Source organism: Mycobacterium sp. pUA109, from assembly GCF_041287095.1.
In the GTDB taxonomy this organism is placed as follows: domain Bacteria; phylum Actinomycetota; class Actinomycetes; order Mycobacteriales; family Mycobacteriaceae; genus Mycobacterium.
This window is the reverse complement of sequence record NZ_JBGGKS010000030.1, coordinates 34,396-55,928: the sequence shown is the minus strand read 5'-3', so window position 1 is coordinate 55,928 and position 21,533 is coordinate 34,396. Positions and strand designations below refer to the sequence as shown.

22 protein-coding genes are annotated in these 21,533 nt (G+C 70.7%); 16 read left to right on the top strand and 6 right to left on the bottom strand.

Annotated features, from left to right (window positions below; genetic code table 11):
• Positions 1-88: 88 nt before the first annotated feature.
• Positions 89-1,399, bottom strand: coding sequence for a DUF349 domain-containing protein (locus ACAG26_RS25540; RefSeq protein WP_370485873.1), 1,311 nt, complete (start codon positions 1,397-1,399; stop codon positions 89-91).
• Positions 1,400-1,615: 216 nt separating this feature from the next.
• On the opposite strand from ACAG26_RS25540, the gene ACAG26_RS25535 reads away from it, so the two are divergent.
• The 12 genes from ACAG26_RS25535 (at position 1,616) to ACAG26_RS25480 (ending at position 12,517) form a co-directional block, all read left to right on the top strand.
• Positions 1,616-2,524, top strand: coding sequence for a DMT family transporter (locus ACAG26_RS25535; RefSeq protein WP_370485872.1), 909 nt, complete (start codon positions 1,616-1,618; stop codon positions 2,522-2,524).
• A 139-nt stretch (positions 2,525-2,663) separates the two neighbouring features.
• Positions 2,664-3,575, top strand: coding sequence for a DMT family transporter (locus ACAG26_RS25530; RefSeq protein WP_370485871.1), 912 nt, complete (start codon positions 2,664-2,666; stop codon positions 3,573-3,575).
• Positions 3,576-3,607: 32 nt separating this feature from the next.
• Entirely contained in the window at positions 3,608-4,522 is a 915-nt protein-coding gene (locus ACAG26_RS25525) for a DMT family transporter (RefSeq protein WP_370485870.1), read from the top strand.
• A gap of 9 nt (positions 4,523-4,531) precedes the next feature.
• The gene (locus tag ACAG26_RS25520) at positions 4,532-5,212 is read left to right on the top strand and encodes a hypothetical protein (RefSeq protein ID WP_370485869.1); all 681 of its coding nucleotides are present in this window, start codon (positions 4,532-4,534) and stop codon (positions 5,210-5,212) included.
• Positions 5,209-6,114, top strand: coding sequence for a tRNA (adenosine(37)-N6)-dimethylallyltransferase MiaA (miaA, locus tag ACAG26_RS25515; protein WP_370485868.1), 906 nt, complete (start codon positions 5,209-5,211; stop codon positions 6,112-6,114). The genes ACAG26_RS25520 and miaA overlap by 4 nt, the downstream gene beginning before the upstream one ends.
• Before the next feature lie 4 nt (positions 6,115-6,118).
• Complete coding sequence (gene dapF, locus ACAG26_RS25510; RefSeq protein WP_370485867.1) at positions 6,119-6,985, top strand: diaminopimelate epimerase; 867 nt, start codon at positions 6,119-6,121, stop codon at positions 6,983-6,985.
• Positions 6,986-7,031: 46 nt separating this feature from the next.
• Positions 7,032-8,441, top strand: coding sequence for a GTPase HflX (gene hflX, locus ACAG26_RS25505; RefSeq protein WP_370485866.1), 1,410 nt, complete (start codon positions 7,032-7,034; stop codon positions 8,439-8,441).
• Between the two features lie 156 nt (positions 8,442-8,597).
• Complete coding sequence (locus ACAG26_RS25500) at positions 8,598-8,732, top strand: hypothetical protein (protein WP_095407231.1); 135 nt, start codon at positions 8,598-8,600, stop codon at positions 8,730-8,732.
• Positions 8,733-9,046: 314 nt separating this feature from the next.
• Positions 9,047-10,426 carry a DEAD/DEAH box helicase gene (locus tag ACAG26_RS25495; RefSeq protein ID WP_370485865.1) on the top strand — a complete coding sequence of 460 codons (1,380 nt, stop codon included), beginning with the start codon at positions 9,047-9,049 and terminating at the stop codon, positions 10,424-10,426.
• Between the two features lie 138 nt (positions 10,427-10,564).
• On the top strand, positions 10,565-10,804 hold the full coding sequence (locus tag ACAG26_RS25490) for an AbrB/MazE/SpoVT family DNA-binding domain-containing protein (RefSeq protein ID WP_370485864.1): 240 nt from the start codon (positions 10,565-10,567) through the stop codon (positions 10,802-10,804).
• 14 nt (positions 10,805-10,818) lie between these two features.
• A complete protein-coding gene (locus tag ACAG26_RS25485; protein ID WP_370485863.1) occupies positions 10,819-11,235 on the top strand; it encodes a PIN domain-containing protein in 417 nt (138 codons plus the stop codon).
• A 121-nt stretch (positions 11,236-11,356) separates the two neighbouring features.
• The gene (locus ACAG26_RS25480) at positions 11,357-12,517 is read left to right on the top strand and encodes an acyl-CoA dehydrogenase family protein (RefSeq protein ID WP_370485862.1); all 1,161 of its coding nucleotides are present in this window, start codon (positions 11,357-11,359) and stop codon (positions 12,515-12,517) included.
• A gap of 106 nt (positions 12,518-12,623) precedes the next feature.
• On the opposite strand, the gene pcaD is transcribed toward ACAG26_RS25480, so the two are convergent.
• The gene (pcaD, locus tag ACAG26_RS25475; protein WP_370485861.1) at positions 12,624-13,394 is read right to left on the bottom strand and encodes a 3-oxoadipate enol-lactonase; all 771 of its coding nucleotides are present in this window, start codon (positions 13,392-13,394) and stop codon (positions 12,624-12,626) included.
• 217 nt (positions 13,395-13,611) lie between these two features.
• Here pcaD and ACAG26_RS25470 point away from each other — a divergent pair, with 217 nt between their 5' ends.
• Positions 13,612-15,660 (top strand): LGFP repeat-containing protein, encoded by a 2,049-nt coding sequence (locus ACAG26_RS25470; RefSeq protein WP_370485860.1) that lies wholly within the window; start codon positions 13,612-13,614, stop codon positions 15,658-15,660.
• Between the two features lie 11 nt (positions 15,661-15,671).
• Here ACAG26_RS25470 and lexA read toward each other — a convergent pair whose 3' ends face one another.
• On the bottom strand, positions 15,672-16,385 hold the full coding sequence (gene lexA, locus ACAG26_RS25465) for a transcriptional repressor LexA (RefSeq protein ID WP_370485859.1): 714 nt from the start codon (positions 16,383-16,385) through the stop codon (positions 15,672-15,674).
• Between the two features lie 205 nt (positions 16,386-16,590).
• Between lexA and ACAG26_RS25460 the strand changes: the two genes are divergently transcribed.
• The 3 genes from ACAG26_RS25460 (at position 16,591) to ACAG26_RS25450 (ending at position 18,161) form a co-directional block, all read left to right on the top strand.
• Complete coding sequence (locus ACAG26_RS25460; RefSeq protein ID WP_370485858.1) at positions 16,591-17,052, top strand: LysM peptidoglycan-binding domain-containing protein; 462 nt, start codon at positions 16,591-16,593, stop codon at positions 17,050-17,052.
• Positions 17,053-17,142: 90 nt separating this feature from the next.
• On the top strand, positions 17,143-17,622 hold the full coding sequence (gene nrdR, locus ACAG26_RS25455) for a transcriptional regulator NrdR (RefSeq protein WP_370485857.1): 480 nt from the start codon (positions 17,143-17,145) through the stop codon (positions 17,620-17,622).
• Positions 17,623-17,675: 53 nt separating this feature from the next.
• Complete coding sequence (locus ACAG26_RS25450) at positions 17,676-18,161, top strand: peroxynitrite isomerase (RefSeq protein ID WP_370485856.1); 486 nt, start codon at positions 17,676-17,678, stop codon at positions 18,159-18,161.
• Between the two features lie 7 nt (positions 18,162-18,168).
• On the opposite strand, the gene ACAG26_RS25445 is transcribed toward ACAG26_RS25450, so the two are convergent.
• From ACAG26_RS25445 to sthA, 3 genes are all read right to left on the bottom strand, one after another.
• Positions 18,169-18,855, bottom strand: coding sequence for a PhzF family phenazine biosynthesis protein (locus tag ACAG26_RS25445; protein ID WP_370485855.1), 687 nt, complete (start codon positions 18,853-18,855; stop codon positions 18,169-18,171).
• A 23-nt stretch (positions 18,856-18,878) separates the two neighbouring features.
• Positions 18,879-19,859 (bottom strand): proteasome assembly chaperone family protein, encoded by a 981-nt coding sequence (locus ACAG26_RS25440; RefSeq protein ID WP_370485854.1) that lies wholly within the window; start codon positions 19,857-19,859, stop codon positions 18,879-18,881.
• A gap of 145 nt (positions 19,860-20,004) precedes the next feature.
• Positions 20,005-21,411 (bottom strand): Si-specific NAD(P)(+) transhydrogenase, encoded by a 1,407-nt coding sequence (sthA, locus tag ACAG26_RS25435; protein ID WP_370485878.1) that lies wholly within the window; start codon positions 21,409-21,411, stop codon positions 20,005-20,007.
• Between the last annotated feature and the right edge of the window lie 122 nt (positions 21,412-21,533).

Below are 21,533 nucleotides of genomic sequence, written 5' to 3'. Positions count from 1 at the left end.
AGGACGTCGCCATCTCCTAGAAAAACGCCACTTTCTTCGCCAACACGCGTCATAACTCTCTTACTACGCACGCTCGCGCCGAAAAAGCTCAGGTCCGCAGGGCGTCTTCGGCGGCCGCGGCCCACTGCCGCCACTGCTCGGCGCTGGCCTGCGCCTCGTCGGCGTCCTTGTCGCGGCCCGCCGCCCGGGCCTTCTCGGCCTGGCGTTCGAATTGTTCGGCGCGGGCGCGGAATTGCTCGGCCCGAGCCTGCGCCTGCGGATCGGTCCAGTCCGATTCGGCGGCGTCCCGCACCCGCTTCTCCACCGCCCGCAGCCGGCGCTCCAGCTCGGCGGCGCGCTCCCGCGGCACCTTGCCGATCGCGTCCCACTTCTCGACGATCGAGCGCAGCGCGGCCCGCGCGGCATCCAGGTTGGCGGTGTCGAGCTTCTCGGCGTCGGCCAGCAACGCCTCCTTGGCGGTGGCGTTGTCCCGCAGCTCGGCGTCCTTCTCCGCGAACACCGCATTGCGGGCGGTGAAAAACGTGTCCTGGGCGGCCTTGAAGCGCTGCCACAGCGCGTCGTCGACGTCCTTGGCGGCCCGCCCGGCCGCCTTCCACTGGGCCAGCAGCTCCCGAAACGCCGTCCGGGTGGCCGCCCAGTCGGTGGAGTCGGCCAGTTCCTCGGCCCGCACGCACAGCCGCTCCTTGGCCGCCCGGGCGCCGGCGCGCTCGCGGTCCAGCTCGGCGAAATGCGAACCGCGCCGCCGGTTGAACGTCTCCCGGGCCGCCGAATACCGCTTCCACAGCGCGTCATCGGTCTTACGGTCCAACCCGGTGATCGTCTTCCACTCGTCGAGGATCGCCCGCAGCCGGTCCCCGGCCGCCTTCCACTGGGTGGCGGTGGCCGCCAACTCCTCGGCCTCCACCGCCAGCGCCTCCTTGCGGGCGGCCGCCGCGGCGCGATGCTCCTCACGCCGGGTGCGGTCATCGGCGGCGACGGTCTCGGCGTGCTCGCGCAGCGCGGTCAGCCGGGCGGCCAGCGCATCGACGTCGCCGAGCACATGCGCGCTCGGCAGCGACTCGGCCAGTGCCGCGGCGGTGGCCTTGATCTTGCGAGCGTCGCCGGTGCCCGACGCCAGCCGCTCCTCCAGCAGCGCGACCTCGGTGTTCAGGTCGTCGAAGCGGCGCCCGAAGTGGGCGAACGCGGCCTCACGGTCGCCGGCCTGCCAGGAGCCGATGACCCGTTCACCCGCGGAGCTGATCAGCCACACCGTGCCGTCGTCGTCGACCCGGCCGAACCGGTGCGGATCGGTGGGGGTCGGCGCGGCGATCGGGTGGATGGTGGGCCGCGCTGTCGGCCGCGGGCCGGGACGCGGTCCCGGACGTGGGCCCGGGCGGGGCGAATCGTTGCCGGTACTCATGCGCTACGTCACCTACCCTTCGCGCGGGCACACCCGCGCACCTGCCGCGCACCGCGGCGCCAACGACGACCATCCGGGGAGCCAACGGTCTCCCCACAGGGTATTGAAGCAGTTCGACGCCGCCAGCGTTGCCCGCTTGGCGTCGGCCGCGGTGATCGGCCGCGCCGGGTGGGTGCATAATTCCGGCACCGGCCCGGTCGGCGAGGAGGTCAGCGGTTGGCGAAGGCGGATATCGCCGCGTTGCTCGCCGTGGGCGCGGCCCTGCTGATCGCCATCGGCGACGTGCTGCACCAGCGGTCGGCGCACGACGTCACCGACCAGCCGGTCGGGCACATCGGGCTGTTCACCCGGCTGTTGCGGGACACCCGGTGGTGGTCGGGCACCCTGGTGTCGGCCGCCGGGTTCGGGTTGCAGGCCGCCGCCCTCGGCTTGGGCTCGGTGTTGCTGGTGCAGGCGCTGTTGGTGACCTCGCTGCTGTTCGCGCTGCCGATCAACGCACACCTGGCCGGTCACCGGGTGACCCGCGCGGAGTGGCGGTGGGCGGCGCTGCTGGCCGCCGCGGTGGCGGTCATCGTCGTCGCCGGCCATCCCACCGCCGGTCAGGCGCGGGCGTCGCTGGGCACCTGGATCGCGGTGGCCGCCGTGTTCGGGCCGGTGCTGGTGCTGTGCATGCTGGGGGCGCGGTATCGGCCCGGGCGGGTGGCGGCGGTGCTGTTGGCGGTGGTGTCGGCGTCGTCGTGGGGGCTGTTCGCGGTGCTCACCAAGGGGGTCGTCGACCTGCTCGGCCGCGGCCCGCTGCCGCTGCTGCGGTCACCGGAACTGTATGCGTGGCTGGTGGTGGCCACGGCCGGGACGGTGTTTCAGCAGTCGTCGTTTCGGGCCGGCGCGCTGACCGTCACGTTGCCGACGATGACGGTGACCGAACCGGTGGTGGCCTCGGTGCTGGGGGTCGCGCTGCTCGGTGAGGTGTTGCGGCCCGGCAAGCTGGGCTGGGCGACCCTGGTCGCGGCGGTGGTCGTGATGATCGTGGCGACCGCGGCGCTGGCCCGCGACGAGGCCGCCGACGCGCAGCTCGACCGCGCCGACGACATGGCCGCCGCGGCTAACCGGTCCGCGGGTCACTGACCGGTATCGTTCCCAGCAATAACTTGCAGAGTTTCGGCGCGCGACGCGCCACACCTTGACGTTGTCCAGCCACACTGGCGTGCCCGGTCACCGGGGTGTACCGCTGGCCGGGCCGGGACATGGGTTGAGGAGGCCGTCTATGCAGCCCGCGAACATCATCGCGGCGCTTTTGGCGCTATGCGCCGCCCTGGCGTCCGCGGTCGGCGATGTGATCCGGCAACGCTCCGCGCAAGAAATCACCGACGACGAGGTCGGCCACCTCGAGCTGTTCCGGATGTCGCTGCGCGATCCGCGCTGGTGGGGCGGCGGCGGGGCGGCCGTCGCCAATTACGCGCTGCAGGCGGCCGCGTTGGCGGCCGGATCGGTGATGCTGGTGACCGGGCTGCAGGTGACGGCGCTGCTGTTCGCCTTACCGATCTACGCCCGGCTGACCCGGCACCGGGTCAGCCGCCGGGAGTGGACCTGGGCGGCGCTGCTCGCCGCCGCGTTGGCGGTGGTCGTCGTGGTCGGCGACCCGTCCCCGGGGGCGGAGCCCGCCCCGGCCGGCACCTGGATCGCGGTCGCCGTGGCGCTGGGCGCGGTGCTGGTTGGCTGTGTGCTGGCGGCACGGGCCTTCGTCGGCCGGCCGGCCGCGGCGGTGCTGCTGGCGGTGGTGGCCGGCACCTCGCTGGCGGCGTTCGCGGTGCTGACCAAGGTGCTGGTCAACACGCTGCAACACGACGGATTCCTCGCGGTGCTGACCGCACCCCAGCTGGTTCCGTGGCTGCTGGCGACGCTGGCCGGGATGATCTTCCAGCAGTCGGCGTTTCGGGCCGGCGCGCTGACCGCCTCGATGCCGACCATGACGGTGGCCAAGCCGATGGTGGCCGCCGCACTCGGTGTGCTGCTGCTCGGGGAGACGATCGATGCCGGCGGCGTCGAGAATGTGGCGGTGGCGGCCGGGGCGGTGCTCATCATCGTCGCCACCGCGGCGCTGGCCCGCGGCGAAGCGGCCACGCTGGCGGCCAACGCCGAGGGCAGCGACAAGGCCCTGGCCATGGCGTCGCTGTAACGCCGCTCGTTCGGTAGCGAGGAGCACACGTGATGGCGAAGGCGGATATGGCGGTATTGCTGGCTTTGGCGGCCGCGCTGGCCTGCGCGATCGGCAATGTGATCCGCCAGCGCTCCGCGCAGGAGATCACCGACAATCCGGTCGGGCACCTCGCGCTGTTCCGCATGTCGGTGCGCGACCGTCGCTGGCAGCTGGGCGCCGCGGCGGCGGTGGCCAATTACGCCTTACAGGCCGCGGCCCTGTCGCTGGGGTCGGTGCTGTTGGTGACCGGGCTGCAGGTGGCGGCGCTGCTGTTTGCGTTGCCGATTTACGCGCGGCAGAGCGGTCAGCCGGTGACCCGCTGGCAGTGGCGGTGGGCGGCGTTGCTGGCCGGCGCATTGGCGGTGGTGGTGACCGTCGGCGATCCCACGGCTGGTCTCAACCGGGCTCCGGCGGAGACCTGGATCGTGGTCGGGGCGGTGGGCGGACCGGTGGTGGCGCTGTGCCTGTTGGGGGCGCGGATCTGGTCGGGACGCCCGGTCGCCGCGGTGTTGCTGGCGGCGGTGGCGGGGGCGTCGATGGCGCTGTTCGCGGTGCTGGTCAAGGGCGTTATCGAGGTGATCGGGCACGGGGTGGGGGCGGTGCTGGGTGCGCCCGAGGTGTATGGCTGCATCCTGGCTGCGCTGGCCGGGATGATGCTGCAGCAGTCGGCGTTTCGTGCCGGTTCCTTGACCGCCTCGATGCCGACGATGATCGTGGCAAAGCCGGTGGTGGGTTCGGTACTGGGAATCACGGTGCTCGGGGAGACGCTGCGGATCGATGGTCCGCAGGATTTCGCGCTGGTTGCGGCGGTGCTGCTGGTAATCGTGGCGACCGCGGCGTTGGCTCGCGGCGAGGCCGCCACCATGACGGTCCACCCCCGGGGCGGGGAAGCCACCGGCGAACCCGCCGCGGTGGTGAACCGTTAATTTGGTGGCGTGCTAGGCACCATCGCGATCATCCCGTCGGCACCGGTGCTGGTGCCCGCACTGGTCGGTGCCGCCGCTGTGGAGCTGACCGAGCTGCGTGACGCCGTGCTCACCGCCGCCGCCGCGTTGCCGCCGCGCTGGGTTGCGCTCGGCGCGGGCCGCACCGACGCCGTGATCGGCCCCGAGGCGGTCGGCACATTAGCCGGGTTCGGGGCCGACGTGCGGGTGCGGCTGTCCCCGCAGGCCGGCGGCGACCCGGTCGCGGTGCCGCTGTGCGCGCTGATCGCCGGCTGGGTGCGGGGGCAGACCCACCCCGACGCCGCCGTGCAGGTCCGCATCTACGGCGACGACGTGGCCGCGGCCCGCCGCCACGGCCGGCGGCTGCGCGCTGAACTCGACGACGCCGCCGACCCGATCGGGGTACTGGTCCTCGCCGACGGCGCCACCACCTTGACCGCGGCCGCCCCCGGCGGCTACCACCCCGGCGACGGCGAGCTGCAACGCCGGCTCGACGACGCCCTCGGCCGCGGCGACACCGCCGCCCTGACCGACCTGCCCGCCCAGGTCGCCGGCCGGGTCGGCTACGCGGCGCTGGCCGGGCTGGCCGAGCCGGGGCCGCGCTCGGCCAAGGAACTGTACTGCGGTGCCCCCTACGGGGTCGGCTACTTCGCCGGCGTCTGGCAGCCGTGAGACCCATCGCGATCGTCGGGCCCACCGGCACCGGCAAGTCCGCATTAGCGCTCGACGTCGCCGAGCGGGTGGGCGGCGAGATCGTGAACGCCGACGCCATGCAGCTCTACCGCGGGATGGATATCGGCACCGCGAAACTGCCGGTCGCCGAGCGCCGCGGCATCCCGCACCACCAGCTCGACGTGCTCGAGGTCACCCAAACCGCGACCGTCGCCCGCTACCAGCAGGCCGCCGCCGCCGACGTCGAGGCGATCGCGGCGCGCGGGGCGGTGCCGGTAGTGGTGGGCGGCTCGATGCTCTACCTGCAAGCGCTGCTGGACGACTGGGCGTTTCCGGCGACCGACCCGGCGGTGCGGGCCCGCTACGAGCGGCGGCTGGCCGAGGTGGGGGTGGCCGCTTTGCACACCGAGCTGGCCGGGGTCGACCCGACGGCGGCCGCGGCGATCTTGCCCACCGACGGGCGACGCATCGTGCGGGCGCTGGAGGTGGTGGAACTGACCGGCCAGCCGTTCGCCGCGTCGGCCCCGGTGATCGGCGCCCCCCGCTGGGACACCGTGATCATCGGATTGGATTGCGACACCGCGCTTCTCGACGAGCGGCTGGCCGCCCGCACCGACACGATGTTCGCGCACGGCCTGGTCGACGAGGTGCGCACCCTGCTGGGGCGCGGGCTGCGCGACGGCGTCACCGCCGCCCGGGCGCTGGGCTATGCGCAGGTGATCGCCGACCTGGACGCGGGCGGCGACGGCGCCGCCGCGCGGGAACCGACGTTCATCGGCACCCGCCGCTACGTGCGGCGGCAGCGGTCGTGGTTTCGCCGCGACCACCGGATCCACTGGCTGGACGCCACCGCGGCGGGCCTCCTCGAGGCGGTGGCAACCGCGTGGCGGCACGTATCCTGAGCAGGTGAGGTTCGCCAAGGGGCACGGCACCCAAAACGATTTCGTGCTGCTGCCCGACCTCGACGCCCACCGGCAGCTGACCCCCGCGGCGGTGGCCGCGCTGTGCGACCGGCGCCGCGGGCTGGGCGCCGACGGGCTGCTGCGGGTCACCACCGCGGGTGCGGCGCTGGCGGCCGGGGTGCTGGACCGCCTGCCCGACGGGGTCACCGCCGCCGACTGGTACATGGACTACCGCAACGCCGACGGCTCGATCGCCGAGATGTGCGGCAACGGGGTGCGGGTGTTCGCCCACTACCTGCGCGCCGCCGGGCTGGAGGACCGCGACGAATTCCTGGTCGGGTCGCTGGCCGGGCCGCGCCCGGTGGTGATGCATCACCTCGACGCGACCCGCGCCGAGGTGACCGTGGAGATGGGCAAGACCAACGAGCTGGGGGTGGGGGACGCCATCGTCGGCGGTCGGCCGTTCGCCGGGCTGGCGATCGACGTCGGCAACCCGCACCTGGCGTGTGTGGACTCCGACCTGACCGTCGACGAGTTGGCCGCCCTAGATGTGGGCGCCCCGGTCCGCTTCGACGCCGCGCAGTTCCCCGACGGGGTGAACGTGGAGGTGCTGACCGCACCGCACGACGGCGCGGTGACGATGCGAGTCCACGAGCGGGGGGTCGGCGAAACCCGGTCGTGTGGCACCGGAACGGTCGCCGCCACCGTCGCCGCGCTGGCCTGGGCCGGCGCCACCACCGGAACGCTGGCGGTGCGCATCCCGGGCGGTGAGGTCACCGTCACCATCACCGACGCCACCAGCTACCTGCGCGGGCCGTCGGTGCTGGTGGCCCACGGCGACATCGCGGAGGAGTGGTGGTGCGCGCTTTAATTCGGGTGCACAATCGCGCCGGTGCGGGCACCATCGGGTATTGACTATGAGCTATCCCGACATCCCCAGCACCGGTGAACTCGCCCTCGACGACCGCTCGGCGTTGCGCCGGGTCGCGGGCCTGTCCACCGAGCTCGCCGACATCTCCGAGGTCGAATACCGCCAGCTGCGCCTGGAGCGGGTGGTGCTGGTCGGCGTATGGACCGAGGGCAGCGCCGCCGACGCCCAAGCCAGCATGGTGGAGCTGGCCGCGCTGGCCGAAACCGCCGGCTCGCAGGTGCTCGAGGGCCTGATCCAGCGCCGCGACAAGCCGGACCCGTCGACCTACATCGGCTCCGGCAAGGCCGTCGAGCTGCGCGAGGTGGTGTTGGCGACCGGCGCCGACACCGTCATCTGCGACGGCGAGCTGTCCCCGGCGCAGCTGACCGCGCTGGAAAAGGCGGTGCGGGTCAAGGTGATTGACCGCACCGCGCTGATCCTCGACATTTTCGCCCAGCACGCCACCAGCAGCGAAGGCAAGGCGCAGGTGGCGCTGGCGCAGATGGAGTACATGCTGCCGCGGCTGCGGGGCTGGGGTGAGTCCATGTCACGGCAGGCCGGGGGACGCGCCGGCGGCAGCGGCGGCGGAGTGGGGCTGCGCGGGCCCGGCGAGACCAAGATCGAAACCGACCGGCGCCGCATCCGGGAGCGGATGGCCAAGCTGCGCCGCGACATCAAGGCGATGAAGCAGGTCCGCGACACCCAGCGCAGCCGCCGGCGGGCCAGCGACGTGGCCTCGATCGCGATCGTCGGCTACACCAACGCCGGCAAGTCCAGCCTGCTCAACGTGTTGACCGGGGCCGGGGTGCTGGTGCAGGACGCGTTGTTCGCGACGCTGGAACCCACCACCCGGCGCGGGCAGTTCGACGACGAGCGGCCGTTCGTGCTGACCGACACCGTCGGGTTCGTGCGGCACCTGCCCACCCAGCTGGTGGAGGCGTTCCGCTCCACCCTGGAGGAGGTCGCCGACGCCGACCTGCTGGTGCACGTGGTGGACGGCTCCGACGCCAACCCGCTGGCCCAGATCGACGCCGTGCGCCAGGTGGTGCGCGAGGTGATCGCCGAGTACGACGGCGTCGGGCATCAGTCGGTGCCGGAACTGTTGGTGGTCAACAAGATTGACGCCGCCGGGGATTTGGCGTTGGCGCAGCTGCGCCGGGCGCTGCCCGAGGCGGTGTTCGTGTCGGCGCACACCGGGGACGGGGTGGACCGGCTGCGGCAGCGGATGGGGGAGCTGGTGGCCTCCACCGACACCACCGTCGACGTCACCATCCCCTATGACCGCGGCGATCTGGTGGCCCGGCTGCACAACGAGGGCCGGGTGGACGCCACCGAGCACGGCGCCGGCGGCACCCGGGTCAAGGCCCGGGTGCCCGCGGCGCTGGCCGCCAGCGTGCGCGAGTTCGCCACCTTCTGAGGTGCGCTAATTGCGCCGAGTGTGCGGTTTCATACGCGATACGCCGCTGAGGCGTATGCAGCCGCACAGTCACGAACGAGCGGCTGCTAGGCACCGAACGCGAGCGTAGGCTCGGTGGATCGGGACCAACCAGGCCCCACAGTGAAGGGGTCAGCAGTGTCTGACAAGTCGCCCCGGCACATCACGTCGAAAAAGCCCGGCAAGTCGCTGAAGGAAAAGCGCGCCGCCAAGCGCGCCAAGGCGGAGCATCCCTCAGCGGTGGAAGCCTCGCTGCACCCGAAAAAGCGTTGAGGTGCCGTAGCTTTCACGGACCGGTCGGTACGCGCGGGGCGGGCTCGCCGCCCGCGGGCCGGTGCGTAATCACGGGCCGTCGCGCTCATGCGGTAGGCTGAGCGGCAACGTTGGCGTCACCGATGGCGCCAATACGTCGTGGAACGCTTAGTCACCCGTTCGGCCCCACCGCGGACCGGTGCGCTGCATCCGCACAAGCTCTTCTCGCGGCGATCGATTTTGCCCACCGGCAATCTCGCCACCTTGTGCCCCCATCCGCCAGACGCCGTCGTCGCGGCGATGCGGGCAACCGATGCCGGAAAGGCATGCCCCACATGACCACAACTTCATCCTTCGCTGACCTCGGCGTGCCCGGGCCGCTGGTGCGGGTGCTCGCCGAGCGCGGCATCACCAGCCCGTTCCCCATCCAGGTCGCGACCTTGCCGGACAGCCTCGCGGGCCGCGACGTGCTGGGCCGCGGCAAGACCGGCAGCGGCAAGACGCTGGCGTTTTCGCTGCCGCTGGTGACCCGGCTCACCGACACCAAACGGCAGCCCAGCCGACCGACCGGCCTGGTGCTGGCACCCACCCGCGAGCTGGCCACCCAGATCACCGCGACACTGGAGCCGCTGGCGAAGGCCCGCGGGTTGACGGTCACCACGATCTTCGGCGGGGTGTCGCAGACCCGTCAGGTGGCCGCGCTCAAGGCGGGCGTCGACCTGGTGGTGGCCTGCCCCGGGCGGCTCGAGGACCTGATGAAACAACGCCTGATCAGCCTGGACGCGGTGCAGATCAGCGTGCTCGACGAAGCCGACCACATGGCCGACCTCGGGTTTCTGCCCGGGGTGACCCGCATCCTGGCGGCGACCCCGGCCGGGGGGCAGCGGCTGCTGTTCTCGGCGACCCTGGACAACGGGGTGGACAAACTGGTGCGGCGGTTCCTACACAACCCGGTGTTGCACTCGGTCGACGAGGTCGACGCGCCACCGCCGGCGATGACCCACCACGTGTTCCACGTCGCGGGGGCCCAGGACAAGAAGGACCTGGTGCACCGGCTGGCGTCGGGCAGCGGGCGCCGGATCCTGTTCCTGCGCACCAAACATCAGGCCCGCAAGCTGGCCCGGCAGCTGACCGAATCCGGGGTGCCGTCGGTGGATCTGCACGGCAACCTGTCCCAGCCGGCCCGCGAGCGCAACCTGGCCGCGTTCACCGCCGGCCAGGCCCGGGTGCTGGTGGCCACCGACATCGCCGCGCGCGGGGTGCACGTCGACGAGGTCGAGCTGGTGGTGCACGTGGATCCGCCGGCCGAGCACAAGGCCTATTTGCATCGCTCCGGCCGCACCGCCCGAGCCGGCTCCGCCGGCGACGTGGTCACCGTGGTGCTGCCCGAGCAGCGCAGGGACACCCAGCTGCTGCTGCGCCGCGCCGGGATCACCGTCGCGCCGCAGCAGGTCACCGCCGACTGCGCGCCGGTGCACGCCCTGGTCGGCGAGGTCGCCCCGCTGCAGGCGCCCGCCCCGAAAGTGGTCGCGCCGGTGCAGCCCGCCGCCGGGCAGGCGCGGCGCACCGAGGGGGGCCGCCGGCGGCGACGCGGTGGCGGTCCGGGCCAGGGGCAAGGCCAGCAGCACGGCCGCGGTCACACCGGCACGCCGCGCGGTGACGGTCGCCGCCGCGCCCGTCGGAGCCAAGCCGGCCGGCCCCATCCGACGTCGTAGGTGCCGGGGGCGCAACCCCGCAGGTTGGACACGGCATGGGGCTTCATCCCGTCGGGGCAGGTGAGGGGTCGGCCCTGCCAGTTCGATCGATGGCTTGGCTGAATTGTCGACTGGGATCTCGTTGGTATCATGATCCCAATGGAGGCTGTGATTGATTCCGTGGGCCGCATTGTGGTGCCCAAACCGCTGCGCGACGCATTGGGTCTCACACCGGGAACGGTGGTCGACATTTCGCAGTACGGCAACGGGGTGCAGATCACGCCCGGCGGCCGTACCGCCAGACTTGTACGCGATGCGACCGGTCGGTTAGTCGCTCACAGCGACACCGCCGTCAGTGACGAGACGATGTTTGCGCTCATCGATGCGGGGCGCCGTTGACGGCGCCGGTTGTCGTGGCGGTCGATACCAGCGTTGCGGTACCGCTGCTTGTCGCTAACCATCAGCACCATGCGGAGGTTGCCGCGTGGGCCCGCGGCCGGACACTGTGCCTGAGTGGCCACAGTCTCGCCGAGACGTATGCGGTGCTGACTCGGCTGCCTGGCGATGCGCGCGTGTCCGCACCCGATGCGGTGCAACTCATTGACGACAACTTCGTTCAACCGCTGGTGCTCTCGGCTCGGGCCGCGCGATCATCCCACCGGGAGTGCGCCAGCAAGGGGGTGACCGGTGGCGCGACCTACGACGCCCTAGTCGCGCTAGCGGCTCGTGAGCACGATGTACCGCTGGCGACCAGGGATGCGCGGGCGCGGTCCACATATGAGGCGGTCGGAGTTGTCGTCGAGCAGGTGCCGGTCCAGATGGCTGATTGACGGCCAGCAGTGTCAGGCCGCCGCCGTAGCCCGGGGACCCGGCCCGCCGACCGACCAACCACCTGGTTGGTATATCTTCGGGGAAGGTTCGTTGCCCATTCCCTCAGACCTCGGAGGCCACATGACCAGCGCCGTCAAATACCAGCGCACCCTGTTCGAGCCGGAACACGAGCTGTTCCGCGAGTCCTACCGCGCGTTCTTGGACCGCCACGTCGCCCCGCACCACGAGGAGTGGGAGAAGGCCAAGATCGTCGACCGCGGCGTCTGGCTGGAGGCCGGGAAGCAGGGCTTTTTGGGGATGGCGGTGCCCGAGGAGTACGGCGGCGGCGGCAACCCCGACTTCCGCTACAACACGATCATTACCGAGGAAACCACCGCCGGCCGCTACAGCGGCATCGGGTTCGGCCTGCACAACGACGTCGTCGCGCCGTATCTGCTGCGGCTGGCCAACGAGGAGCAAAAGCAGCGCTGGCTGCCGAAGTTCTGCACCGGCGAGCTGATCACCGCGATCGCGATGACCGAGCCGGGCACCGGCAGCGACCTGCAGGGCATCAAAACCAAGGCGGTCAAGCAGGGCGACCACTACATCCTCAACGGCTCGAAGACGTTCATCACCAACGGCATCCACTCCGACCTGGTGATCGTGGTCGCCCAGACCGATCCGGAGAAGGGCGCCCAGGGCTTCTCGCTGCTGGTGGTCGAGCGCGGCATGGAGGGCTTCGAACGCGGCCGCCACCTCGACAAGATCGGCTTGGACGCCCAGGACACCGCCGAGCTGTCGTTCACCGACGTCAAGGTGCCCGCCGAGAACCTGCTCGGCCAGGAGGGCCTGGGCTTCATCTACCTGATGCAGAACCTGCCGCAGGAACGGATCTCGATCGCGATCATGGCCGCCGCCGCGATGGAGAAGGTGCTCGAGGACACCATCCAATACACCAAGGAGCGCAAGGCGTTCGGCAAACCGATCGGCAGCTTCCAGAACAGTCGATTCGTGCTGGCCGAGCTGGCCACCGAGGCCACCGTGGTGCGGATGATGGTCGATGAGTTCATCAAGCTGCACCTGGAGGAGAAGCTGACCGTCGAGCAGGCCGCGATGGCCAAGTGGTATGCCACCGAAAAGCAGGTGGAGCTCATCGACCGGTGTCTGCAGCTGCACGGCGGCTACGGCTACATGCGCGAATATGGGGTCGCCCGGGCCTTCCTGGATTCCCGGGTGCAGACGATCTACGGCGGCACCACCGAGATCATGAAGGAGATCATCGGGCGCAGCCTCGGCGTGTAGCCGCGGTCCGCGCCGGGTTGCACCGAGATCGACGTTTTCGCGGCCGGCACTCGCGCTTTTGCTACGAAACGTCGATCTCGGCGTACTCGTGCGCTACCCGGACGGCTCACGACGGCGCCAGATGCTCCAGGAGGGCCGGGGTGACGATCCCGGGCTGCTCGACGTTGGCGAGATGGGCGGCATCCGCGACGACCAGCAGCCGGCCGTCGCGGACCCCGTCGGCGATCTCGGTGAGCTTGGCCGGCGGCGTCGCCGGATCGTCGGCGCCGGCGATCGCCAGCGTCGGCGCGGCAATCGAGGCCAGGTCGGCGCGCAGATCGAGCGGCCCGATCGCCGCACAGCAGCCGGCGTACCCCTGCGCGGGGGTGGCGGCGACCATGGCCTGGTGCGCCGCTTTGACGTCGGGGTGGGCGGCCAGATACCCGGGCGTGAACCACCGCTGCACCACGGATTCGGCGACGGCGCCGGCGCCGTGGGCGCGCACCGTCGCGGCCCGCTCCGCCCAGTTGGCGGCCGGCGGCAGGCTGGTCGCGGTGCACAGCAGCACCAGCCGGTCCACCCGGTCAGGGTGGCGGGCGGCCACCCGCATCGCGGTCATCCCGCCCAGCGACAGCCCGACCAGGTGCGCGCGGCCCACACCGAGCCGATCCAGCAGGGCGATCAGGTCGCCGGCCAAATCGTCGATCGAGTACGGGCCGGCCGGAACGGGGGAGGCGCCGTGGCCGCGGGTGTCGTAGCGGATCACCCGGAACCGCCGCGCCAGGTCGTCGAGCTGGGCATCCCACATGCGGTGGGTGGCGCCCAGCGAGTTGGACAGCACCACCGCCGGGCCGTCGGCGCGTCCAGTGACGGAGGCGTAAACCGGAACTGCGCGCATGCCCTTCACGGTAGTGAGCGCCACCTCGGTGTCGGCCCGGCGTGGGTGAGCTCAACCGAGCCCGAATGAGCGACACGCGCAAACCTGCATCAATTGAACATCGGTTGTGCATCTATTTTCGTAATGTCGGAGGCACGCGTTCGCAATTTGTGTCCGGCGACGCAATAGTTATCCGCGACGTGACAGACAGCGGCATATGGGCGGCCGGGGAGGTTTGGTGACTGGGCAGAGAGGGCGACTAGGCAGGGCGGCCGTACGTGCGGCGCTCGGCCTGCTGACCACGGCGGCAACCGTCGTGCTGTGGGCACCCACCGCCGCGGCGACTCCGGAGTCCGACGCCGCCGACGCCATCAGCGCCGCGTGGGACGCCGCCGGCGGGGACAATTCCGAACTCGGCGCGCGGCAAGGTGATGTCTATCCGATCGGGGAGGGCTTCGCCGAGGACTTCGCCGGCGGGAAGATGTTTTACACCCCGGCCACCGGTGCCCGCGCGATGTACGGCGCGGTGTTGCAGAAGTACGAGTCGCTGGGCGGTCCCGCCGACAGCGACCTGGGCTTCCCGAACGTCGATGAGGCCCCCGGCTTGGCCAGCCCGGACAGTCGGTCGATCACCTTCGACGCCGCCGATCACCCGGTGCTCTTCTACACCCCCGAGCACGGCGCCTTCGTGGTGCGCGGGGCGATCAACGCCGCGTGGGACAAGTTGGGCAGTTCGTCGGGCACGCTGGGCGTCCCGGTTGCCGACGAAACCACCGACGGCGACGTGATCACCCAGAAGTTCAGCGGTGGTCAGGTGTCGTGGAACCGGGTGACCAAGGCATTCAGCACCGATCCGCCCGAGCTGGCTGGCGACCTCAAGGACTTGCAGGTCCCAATCGACGCGACCGCGTCCATCAACCGGGCGTGGCGGGCGGCCGGCGGCGCCTCCGGGCCGCTGGGCGCCAAACAGGGCGACCAATACACGGTCGGCACCGACGGTGCGGGCCAAGACTTCGCCGGCGGCAAGGTCTTCTTCTCCCCGGCCACCGGGGCCAACGCCGTCTCCGGCGACGTGCTGGCGAAATACGAGTCCCTGGGCGGGCCGGCCGGTAGCGATCTGGGCTTCCCGGTCAGCAGCGAGGCCGACGGGCCGATCCCGGGCAGCCGGGTCAGCACCTTCTCCGGCGAGGACAAGCCGGTGATCTTCTTCAGCCCCGATCATGGCGCCTTCGTGGTGCGCGGTGCGATGAAGGTCGCGTGGGACAAGCTCGGCGGCGCGTCCGGGAAGCTGGGCGCGCCGGTGGGCGACCAATCGGTCGACGGCAACGTGGTCTCACAGAAATTCACCGGCGGCACCATCTCCTGGGACCGGGTCGCCAACCGGTTCAGCACCGACCCGGAAAACCTGGCCGGCCAGCTGGCGGGGCTGCAGGTGCCGGGCCAGAACGCGCCGAGCGGTCCCGCGCTGAGTCACCACGGTGGCGGCGGCACCGGGCCCGGCTGGCATTGGTGGTGGCTGGCCGTCGCGCTGGCCGCGCTGGTGTTGCTGCCGCTGCTGGCGGGGCTGTGGTGGCAGCGGCGACGCAAGGCCGAACGATTCCTGTTGCGCCGCAACGGGCGTCGTCGCGCGACGGCCGGCGCGGTCGCCAACGGTGCCGCGCCGGGCATCGGCTATGACGCCGAGGACGACGAGCGGTGGTCGGCGGAGGCCGAGGAACCCGGAACCACGGTGCGCCTCTCGCGGTTCCCCGCTGGCTACGGCGAGGAGCCCGGCGGTTACGGCGAGGAGCCGGGCGGTTACGGCGAGGAGCCCGGCGGGCCGCCGTCGGGGGTGGACCTGTTCGGCGGGACCGGACCCGACGACAGCTGGATGCCCACGCCCGGCGGGTCGGCGGGCGGCTTCGGCGAAGCGCCGGTCGACGACGCGGAAGCCGACGAACTCGAGGAGGCCGAGGACCCCGACGCGGTCGACACCGCGCCGACCCGCATCCCGACCTCGTCGGAGGTGCAGGGCGCGCCGGAGCCGCAGACCGGGCGGCACGCGGCGTTGGGCGCCGCCGACGACGACGCCCCGGAGTCACCCGGCTACGACGGGGAGGCCTATCCAGCGGTGCACCTTCCGCTCGATGACCCCTATCAGGCGCCGGAGGGGTATCCGGTCAAGGCCAATACCGTGTCCGGCCTGTACTACACCCCCGACAGCCCCGCGTACTTCGAAAAAGCCGCCGAAATTTGGTTCGCCAGCGAGGAAGTGGCCCAGTTCAACGGTTTCGTCAAGGCCGACTAAAGCGCACCCGTCTAGATCTTGCGGATCACCGTGACGACTTTGCCCAGCACGGCGGCGTCGTTACCGGGGATGGGGTCGAACACCGGGTTGTGCGGCATCAGCCACACCTGGCCGCCGGTGCGCTTGAACGTCTTCACGGTGGCCTCCCCGTCGATCATCGCCGCGACGATGTCGCCGTTGTCGGCGACGTTCTGCTGACGCACCACCACCCAGTCGCCGTCGCAGATCGCCGCGTCGACCATGGATTCGCCGACCACCTTGAGCAAAAACAGCGCGCCCTCGCCGACCAGCTCCCGGGGCAGCGGGAACACATCTTCGACGGCCTCCTCGGCGAGGATCGGCCCGCCGGCGGCGATGCGGCCCAGCACCGGGATGTAGGCCGGCTCGGGTAGGGCATCGGAGCCGGCGACGTCGGTGTCGACCGGCGCCACCGCGGCGACGGTGCCGTGCGGGCCGCGCACGTCGACCGCCCGCGGCCGGTTCGGGTCGCGGCGCAGGTACCCCTTGCGTTCCAGGGTGCGCAGCTGGTGCGCCACCGAGGAGGTGGAGGTCAGCCCGACGGCGTCGCCGATCTCCCGGATGCTGGGCGGGTAGCCGCGTTTGGTGACCGAGGCGCGGATGACGTCCAGGATGGTGCGCTGCCGCGCGGTCAGCGTCGTATCCAGTGGCTTATCGGAACCTTGGTCCCGATCGCCGGGGCCCGAAGTGTCGCTGCTGTCGCTCATAGGAACGAATGTAGACCCGCAGCAGCCGATTCTCAAACACCTGTTCGACAAGTGTCGCGCCACCGGGGCCTGGGACTCATGTGACCGGTGTTGTCGGTGGGTCGGTCTAGAGTTCGACAACAGTTCGATCACATGTTCGTGCATCGAACACGTGATCGACTATAGTTCGAACACAGGAGCGATTGCGTCGGAGGAAGGAGCTCCCATGACACTCATCGAGACCGCCCCGCCGCGCCGGGTGATGCCGCGTCGGCCGGTCCGGGTACACCCGAACGGCCGGATGAGCGAGCAGGTGCGTCCGCCGCGGCCGCGGCCGGCCGGTGCGCCGCTGCGCTACCGGGGGACCGGCGTGCTGGTGTCGCGGGGTCCGCACCGTCGGCGCCCGATCACCCCGGGGACGACGGCGGCGCTGGCCATGCTGGCCGCCCTGATCACGGTGTGGCTGGGCCTGATCGCGCAATTCGGGGCGGCGGCCAACCACCCGGCGCCGGTGCCCGACCGGCTGGCCGTGGTGCGCGTCGAGCCGGGCGAAACCCTGCAGCACGTCGCCGCGCGGGTGGCGCCCGGGGCGTCCACCCGTCAGGTCGCCGACCGGATCCGGGAACTCAACGGGTTGGACTCGGCGGCACTGGACGCCGGCCAGACCCTGATCGCGCCGATCGGGTGAGTGGTGGTACCGCCACTGCTGACGCCGCACGCCGCGCAGGTACGCTCGGAGTCGTCTCAGACACCCTGCCCGCGCGGCGAAGGAGCGGCCATGCACTGCCCGTTTTGCCGTCACCCCGATTCTCGGGTGGTCGACTCCCGCGAAACCGATGAAGGCCAGGCGATTCGACGCCGCCGGTCCTGCCCGGAATGCGGGCGGCGGTTCACCACCGTGGAAACCGCGGTGTTGGCCGTGGTCAAGCGCAGCGGTGTCACCGAACCGTTCAGCCGGGAGAAGGTGATCAGCGGGGTGCGCCGCGCCTGCCAGGGCCGCCACGTCGACGATGACGCGCTCAACGTGCTGGCCCAGCAGGTCGAAGACACGGTGCGCGCGGCCGGATCGCCGGAGATTCCCAGCCACGAGGTCGGGCTGGCGATCCTGGGCCCGCTGCGCGAACTCGACGAGGTCGCCTACCTGCGCTTCGCCTCGGTGTACCGGTCGTTCACGTCGGCCGACGACTTTGAGCGGGAGATCGAGGCCCTGCGTGAGCACCGGGCGCTGGTGGGCCGAGCAGACGCAAAAGCACCGTAAAACGCGGTGTTTGGGGTGCGTTTGCGTCTGCTCGCGGTAGGTAGGCTGACGCCATGACGGCTGACCTGCACCCGAACCTTGCGGCATTGGCTCCACTATTGGGCACCTGGTCGGGCCGCGGCTCGGGGGTGTACCCGACCATCGACTCGTTCGACTATCTCGAGGACGTGGTGTTCGGCCACGTCGGCAAGCCGTTTTTGAGCTACGGGCAGAAAACCAAATCGGCCGCCGACGGGTTGCCGCTGCACGCCGAGACCGGTTATCTGCGGGTGCCGCAACCGGGTCGGGTGGAATGGGTGCTCGCCCATCCCAGCGGTATCACCGAGATCCAGGTGGGCACCTTGGCGGCCACTGGCGACGTCATCGAACTCGAGATGACCGCCGCCACCATCGGTTTGGCCCCCACCGCCAAGGAAGTGACCGCCCTGTCCCGGCGCTACCGGCTCGACGGCGACGAGCTGTCTTACACCCTGGAGATGGGTGCGGTCGGCCAGCCGCGGCAAAACCATCTGACCGCGGTGTTGCACCGGACCGGTTAGACGACCGTTAGACGACCGTCATCACCCCATCGCTGGCCACCCGGCCGGCGATGCGCACCCAGCCCTCGGGGCTCCAACGGGTGTAGATCACCGACCCGTTGCCCTGGGTAATGGTGAGGTCTCGGCTGAGGTAATCGGTGATGCGCACCGCGGCGGCGCCGGTCGCTTCGTCCTCGGGTACGCCCAGGTTGCCGGCGAACATCCGCGCGCGCAGCGCCCCGTTCTCCTGGTCGGTCCAGGTCCACAGGTAGTGCTGGGTGTCGTCGGGAAACTCGGCGGGATCGGCGGCGGCCAGCTCGTCGAGCGAATCCAGGTCGTGGATGGCGAATTCGGGCGCCCACTCCGAGCGGGCGCTGACCACGGTGAGCGCACCTTCGTAGCCGACCTGCACAATGCCGGCCGGCACCTGCAGGGTGCGGATCGGGCTGCCCCGCTCGCGCAGCCACCACGACACCCCGACGGTGGGGTGCCCGGCGAACGGCAGTTCGGTCATCGGCGTGTAGATGCGGGCGTGCGCGCTGGTCGACCCCGCTTCCGGCAGGTCGACGAATAGCGTTTCGCTGTACCCCAATTCGGCGGCGAGCCGCTGGCGGTCCGGGGGCGGCACCGCGGCCGCGTCGACGATGCCGAGCGGATTGCCGAAGTTGTCGTTCTCGTCGGTGAAAACGCGCACCACCGTCACGTCGATGCCCATAGGCCGACTCTACGTGTGGCCGCTCAGCTCTGGTCGTCGTCGCCGGACTTCTTCTTGCGGGCTTCGGCGGCCAAGAACCGCTCGAACTCCGCGCCGAGCTCGTCACCGCTGGGCAGGTCCTCGTCGCGCGCCAGCAGCGACCGGTTCTCCTGGGCGGTCATGAACGTGTCGTACTGGCGCTCCAGCGCCGTGACCACCTGCGCCACTTCGGGGCTCGCCTCGACCTGCTCGTCGATCTTGGCGCGGATGTCGGTGGCGGCTTCGCTCAACGCGGTCAGCGGCAGCTGCAGCGAACCGGTCTTGGCGACCTGTTCGAGCAGCGCCCGGGCGGCGTCCGGATAGTCGGTTTGGGCCAGGTAATGCGGCACGTGCACGGTGAAACCGACCACCTCGTGGCCGTGCTGGGCCAGCCGGTACTCCAGCAGGTTCGAGGCGCTGGCGGGCACCTGCACCTCGGCGATCCACGGGGTGTGGTCGGCGATCAGCTCGCGGTTGTTGGAATGCGCGGTCAACGTCACCGGCCGGGTGTGCGGAACCGCCATCGGGATGGTGCCCAGCCCGATGGTCTGGCGCACCCCGAGGCGTTCGGCCAGCAGCCGGACCGCGGTGATGAACCGCTCCCACTTCAGGTCCGGCTCCATGCCGGCCAACAGCAGAAACGGGGTGCCCACGCTGTCGTGCAGCGCGTACAGGCTCAACTCCGGCTCGTCGTAGGCGGTGAAGTGGTCGGTCTTGAACGTCATCAGCGGGCGCCGCGACCGGTAGTCCAGCAGCTCATCGATGGCGAACGAGGCCACCAGCTCGGTGTCCAATGCGTCCTTGAGGTGGCCGGCGGCCAGCCGGATCGCGTGGCCGGCGTCGGAGAAGCCCTGCAGCGCGTGGATCAGCACCGGGCCGCGGCCATCCGGTGACGACAGCTGCGGCGACGGGAACTCCAGCTCGTACATTCCGCCCTGCTCCGGCTGGTAGCGGTGCCCGTGATCTGGGTGTTGGTCCTGCTCCATCGGTTTCGCCTCCTCACCACGGTGTTGGTAGCACCAGGTTCCATTGTCCCCCAGTTGCGGTGGGTGCCCGTCGGCGCCCACGCCTACCCGGTGCCAACGCGGCGGCCGGCAGGTTTATTGCCGCACGTGAGCGGCCCGACACGCCTTAACTGCGGAACTGGTTGAGCGCCCGCATCTTGTTCATCACATCCAGCGCGGCCGTCTTGTAGGCCTCGGAGAACGTCGGATAGTTGAACACCGCGTCGACCAGGTACTCCACCGAGCCGCCGCAGCCCATCACCGCCTGCCCGATGTGCACCATCTCGGTGGCGCTGGTGCCGAAGATGTGCACGCCCAGCAGCTTGAGGTCCTCGGTGGACACCAGCAGTTTGAGCATGCCGTAGGAGTCGCCGGCGATCTGGCCGCGGGCCAGCTCGCGGTAGCGGGCCACCCCCACCTCGTAGGGGATCGCGTCCTTGGTCAGCTCCACCTCGGTGGCCCCGACATAGGACACCTCCGGAATCGAGTAGATGCCGATCGGTTGCAACTCGGTCATCCCGTCGGTCGGCTCGCCGAAGGCGTGGTAGGCGGCCAGCCGACCCTGCTCCATCGAGGTCGCGGCCAGCGCCGGGAAACCGATCACATCGCCGACGGCGTAGATGTGGTCGACCTTGGTTTGGAACTGGTCATCGACGAAGATCCGGCCGCGGTGATCGGTTTCCAGCCCGGCGTTGTGCAGGTCGAGGTGATCGGTTTGGCCCTGCCGGCCCGCCGAGTACATCACCGTCTCGGCCGGGATCTGTTTGCCGCTGGCCAACGTGGTGACGGTGCCCGCCGAGCCGACGTCGACGGCGGTCACCTCTTCGCCGAACCGGAACGTCACCGCCAGATCCCGCAGGTGGAACCGCAGCGACTCGACGATCTCGGGGTCGCAGAATTCCAGCATGGTGTCGCGTTTTTCCACCACGGTCACCTTGGTGCCCAGCGCGGCGAACATCGAGGCGTATTCGATGCCGATCACCCCGGCGCCGACCACCACCATCGACGCCGGGATCGATTTGAGGTCCAAGATGCCGTCGGAGTCCAGCACCCGTTCCTCGTCGAACTCCACCCCGGCCGGGCGGGCCGGCCGGGTGCCGGTGGCGATCACGATGTAGTCGCCGGTCAGGGTGGTCTTGTCGCTGCTGCCGTGCTCCTCGACCAGGATGGTGTGCGGGTCGACGAAGCGGCCGTGGCCCAGCACCAGGTCGATGCGGTTGCGCATCAACTGGTTGCGCACCACGTCGATCTCCTTGGTGATCACGTGCTGGGTGCGGGCCAGCAGGTCGGCCGGGGTGATGCGGTCCTTGACCCGGTAGCTGGCGCCGTACAGTTCGCGCTGGCTCATCCCGGTGAGGTAGAGCACCGCCTCCCGCAACGTTTTCGACGGGATCGTTCCGGTGTTGACGCACACCCCACCGACCATCCGGCCGCGTTCGACCACCGCGACCGACTTGCCCAGCTTGGCCGAGGCGATCGCCGCCTTCTGCCCGCCCGGCCCCGAACCGATCACGACGACGTCGTACTCCCGCATCGAACCCATGAGATAGACATCTACGCCCATTCGTCAAATTGCGCACCTTGGCTCGGCGGGGCCCGCCATCCCCAGTTGCGGGTTCGTCCCCAACTTGGCGATTTCGGGCCGCGGCGGCGGGT

Coding starts and splice junctions, on each gene's coding strand:
- ACAG26_RS25540 (WP_370485873.1), bottom strand. CDS start 1,399: ATGAGTACCGGCAACGATTCGCCCCGCCCGGGCCCACGTCCGGGACCG.
- ACAG26_RS25530 (WP_370485871.1), top strand. CDS start 2,664: ATGCAGCCCGCGAACATCATCGCGGCGCTTTTGGCGCTATGCGCCGCC.
- ACAG26_RS25525 (WP_370485870.1), top strand. CDS start 3,608: ATGGCGAAGGCGGATATGGCGGTATTGCTGGCTTTGGCGGCCGCGCTG.
- hflX (WP_370485866.1), top strand. CDS start 7,032: ATGAGCTATCCCGACATCCCCAGCACCGGTGAACTCGCCCTCGACGAC.
- ACAG26_RS25495 (WP_370485865.1), top strand. CDS start 9,047: ATGACCACAACTTCATCCTTCGCTGACCTCGGCGTGCCCGGGCCGCTG.
- ACAG26_RS25490 (WP_370485864.1), top strand. CDS start 10,565: ATGGAGGCTGTGATTGATTCCGTGGGCCGCATTGTGGTGCCCAAACCG.
- ACAG26_RS25480 (WP_370485862.1), top strand. CDS start 11,357: ATGACCAGCGCCGTCAAATACCAGCGCACCCTGTTCGAGCCGGAACAC.
- pcaD (WP_370485861.1), bottom strand. CDS start 13,394: ATGCGCGCAGTTCCGGTTTACGCCTCCGTCACTGGACGCGCCGACGGC.
- lexA (WP_370485859.1), bottom strand. CDS start 16,385: ATGAGCGACAGCAGCGACACTTCGGGCCCCGGCGATCGGGACCAAGGT.
- ACAG26_RS25460 (WP_370485858.1), top strand. CDS start 16,591: ATGACACTCATCGAGACCGCCCCGCCGCGCCGGGTGATGCCGCGTCGG.
- nrdR (WP_370485857.1), top strand. CDS start 17,143: ATGCACTGCCCGTTTTGCCGTCACCCCGATTCTCGGGTGGTCGACTCC.
- ACAG26_RS25450 (WP_370485856.1), top strand. CDS start 17,676: ATGACGGCTGACCTGCACCCGAACCTTGCGGCATTGGCTCCACTATTG.
- ACAG26_RS25445 (WP_370485855.1), bottom strand. CDS start 18,855: ATGGGCATCGACGTGACGGTGGTGCGCGTTTTCACCGACGAGAACGAC.
- ACAG26_RS25440 (WP_370485854.1), bottom strand. CDS start 19,859: ATGGAGCAGGACCAACACCCAGATCACGGGCACCGCTACCAGCCGGAG.
- sthA (WP_370485878.1), bottom strand. CDS start 21,411: ATGCGGGAGTACGACGTCGTCGTGATCGGTTCGGGGCCGGGCGGGCAG.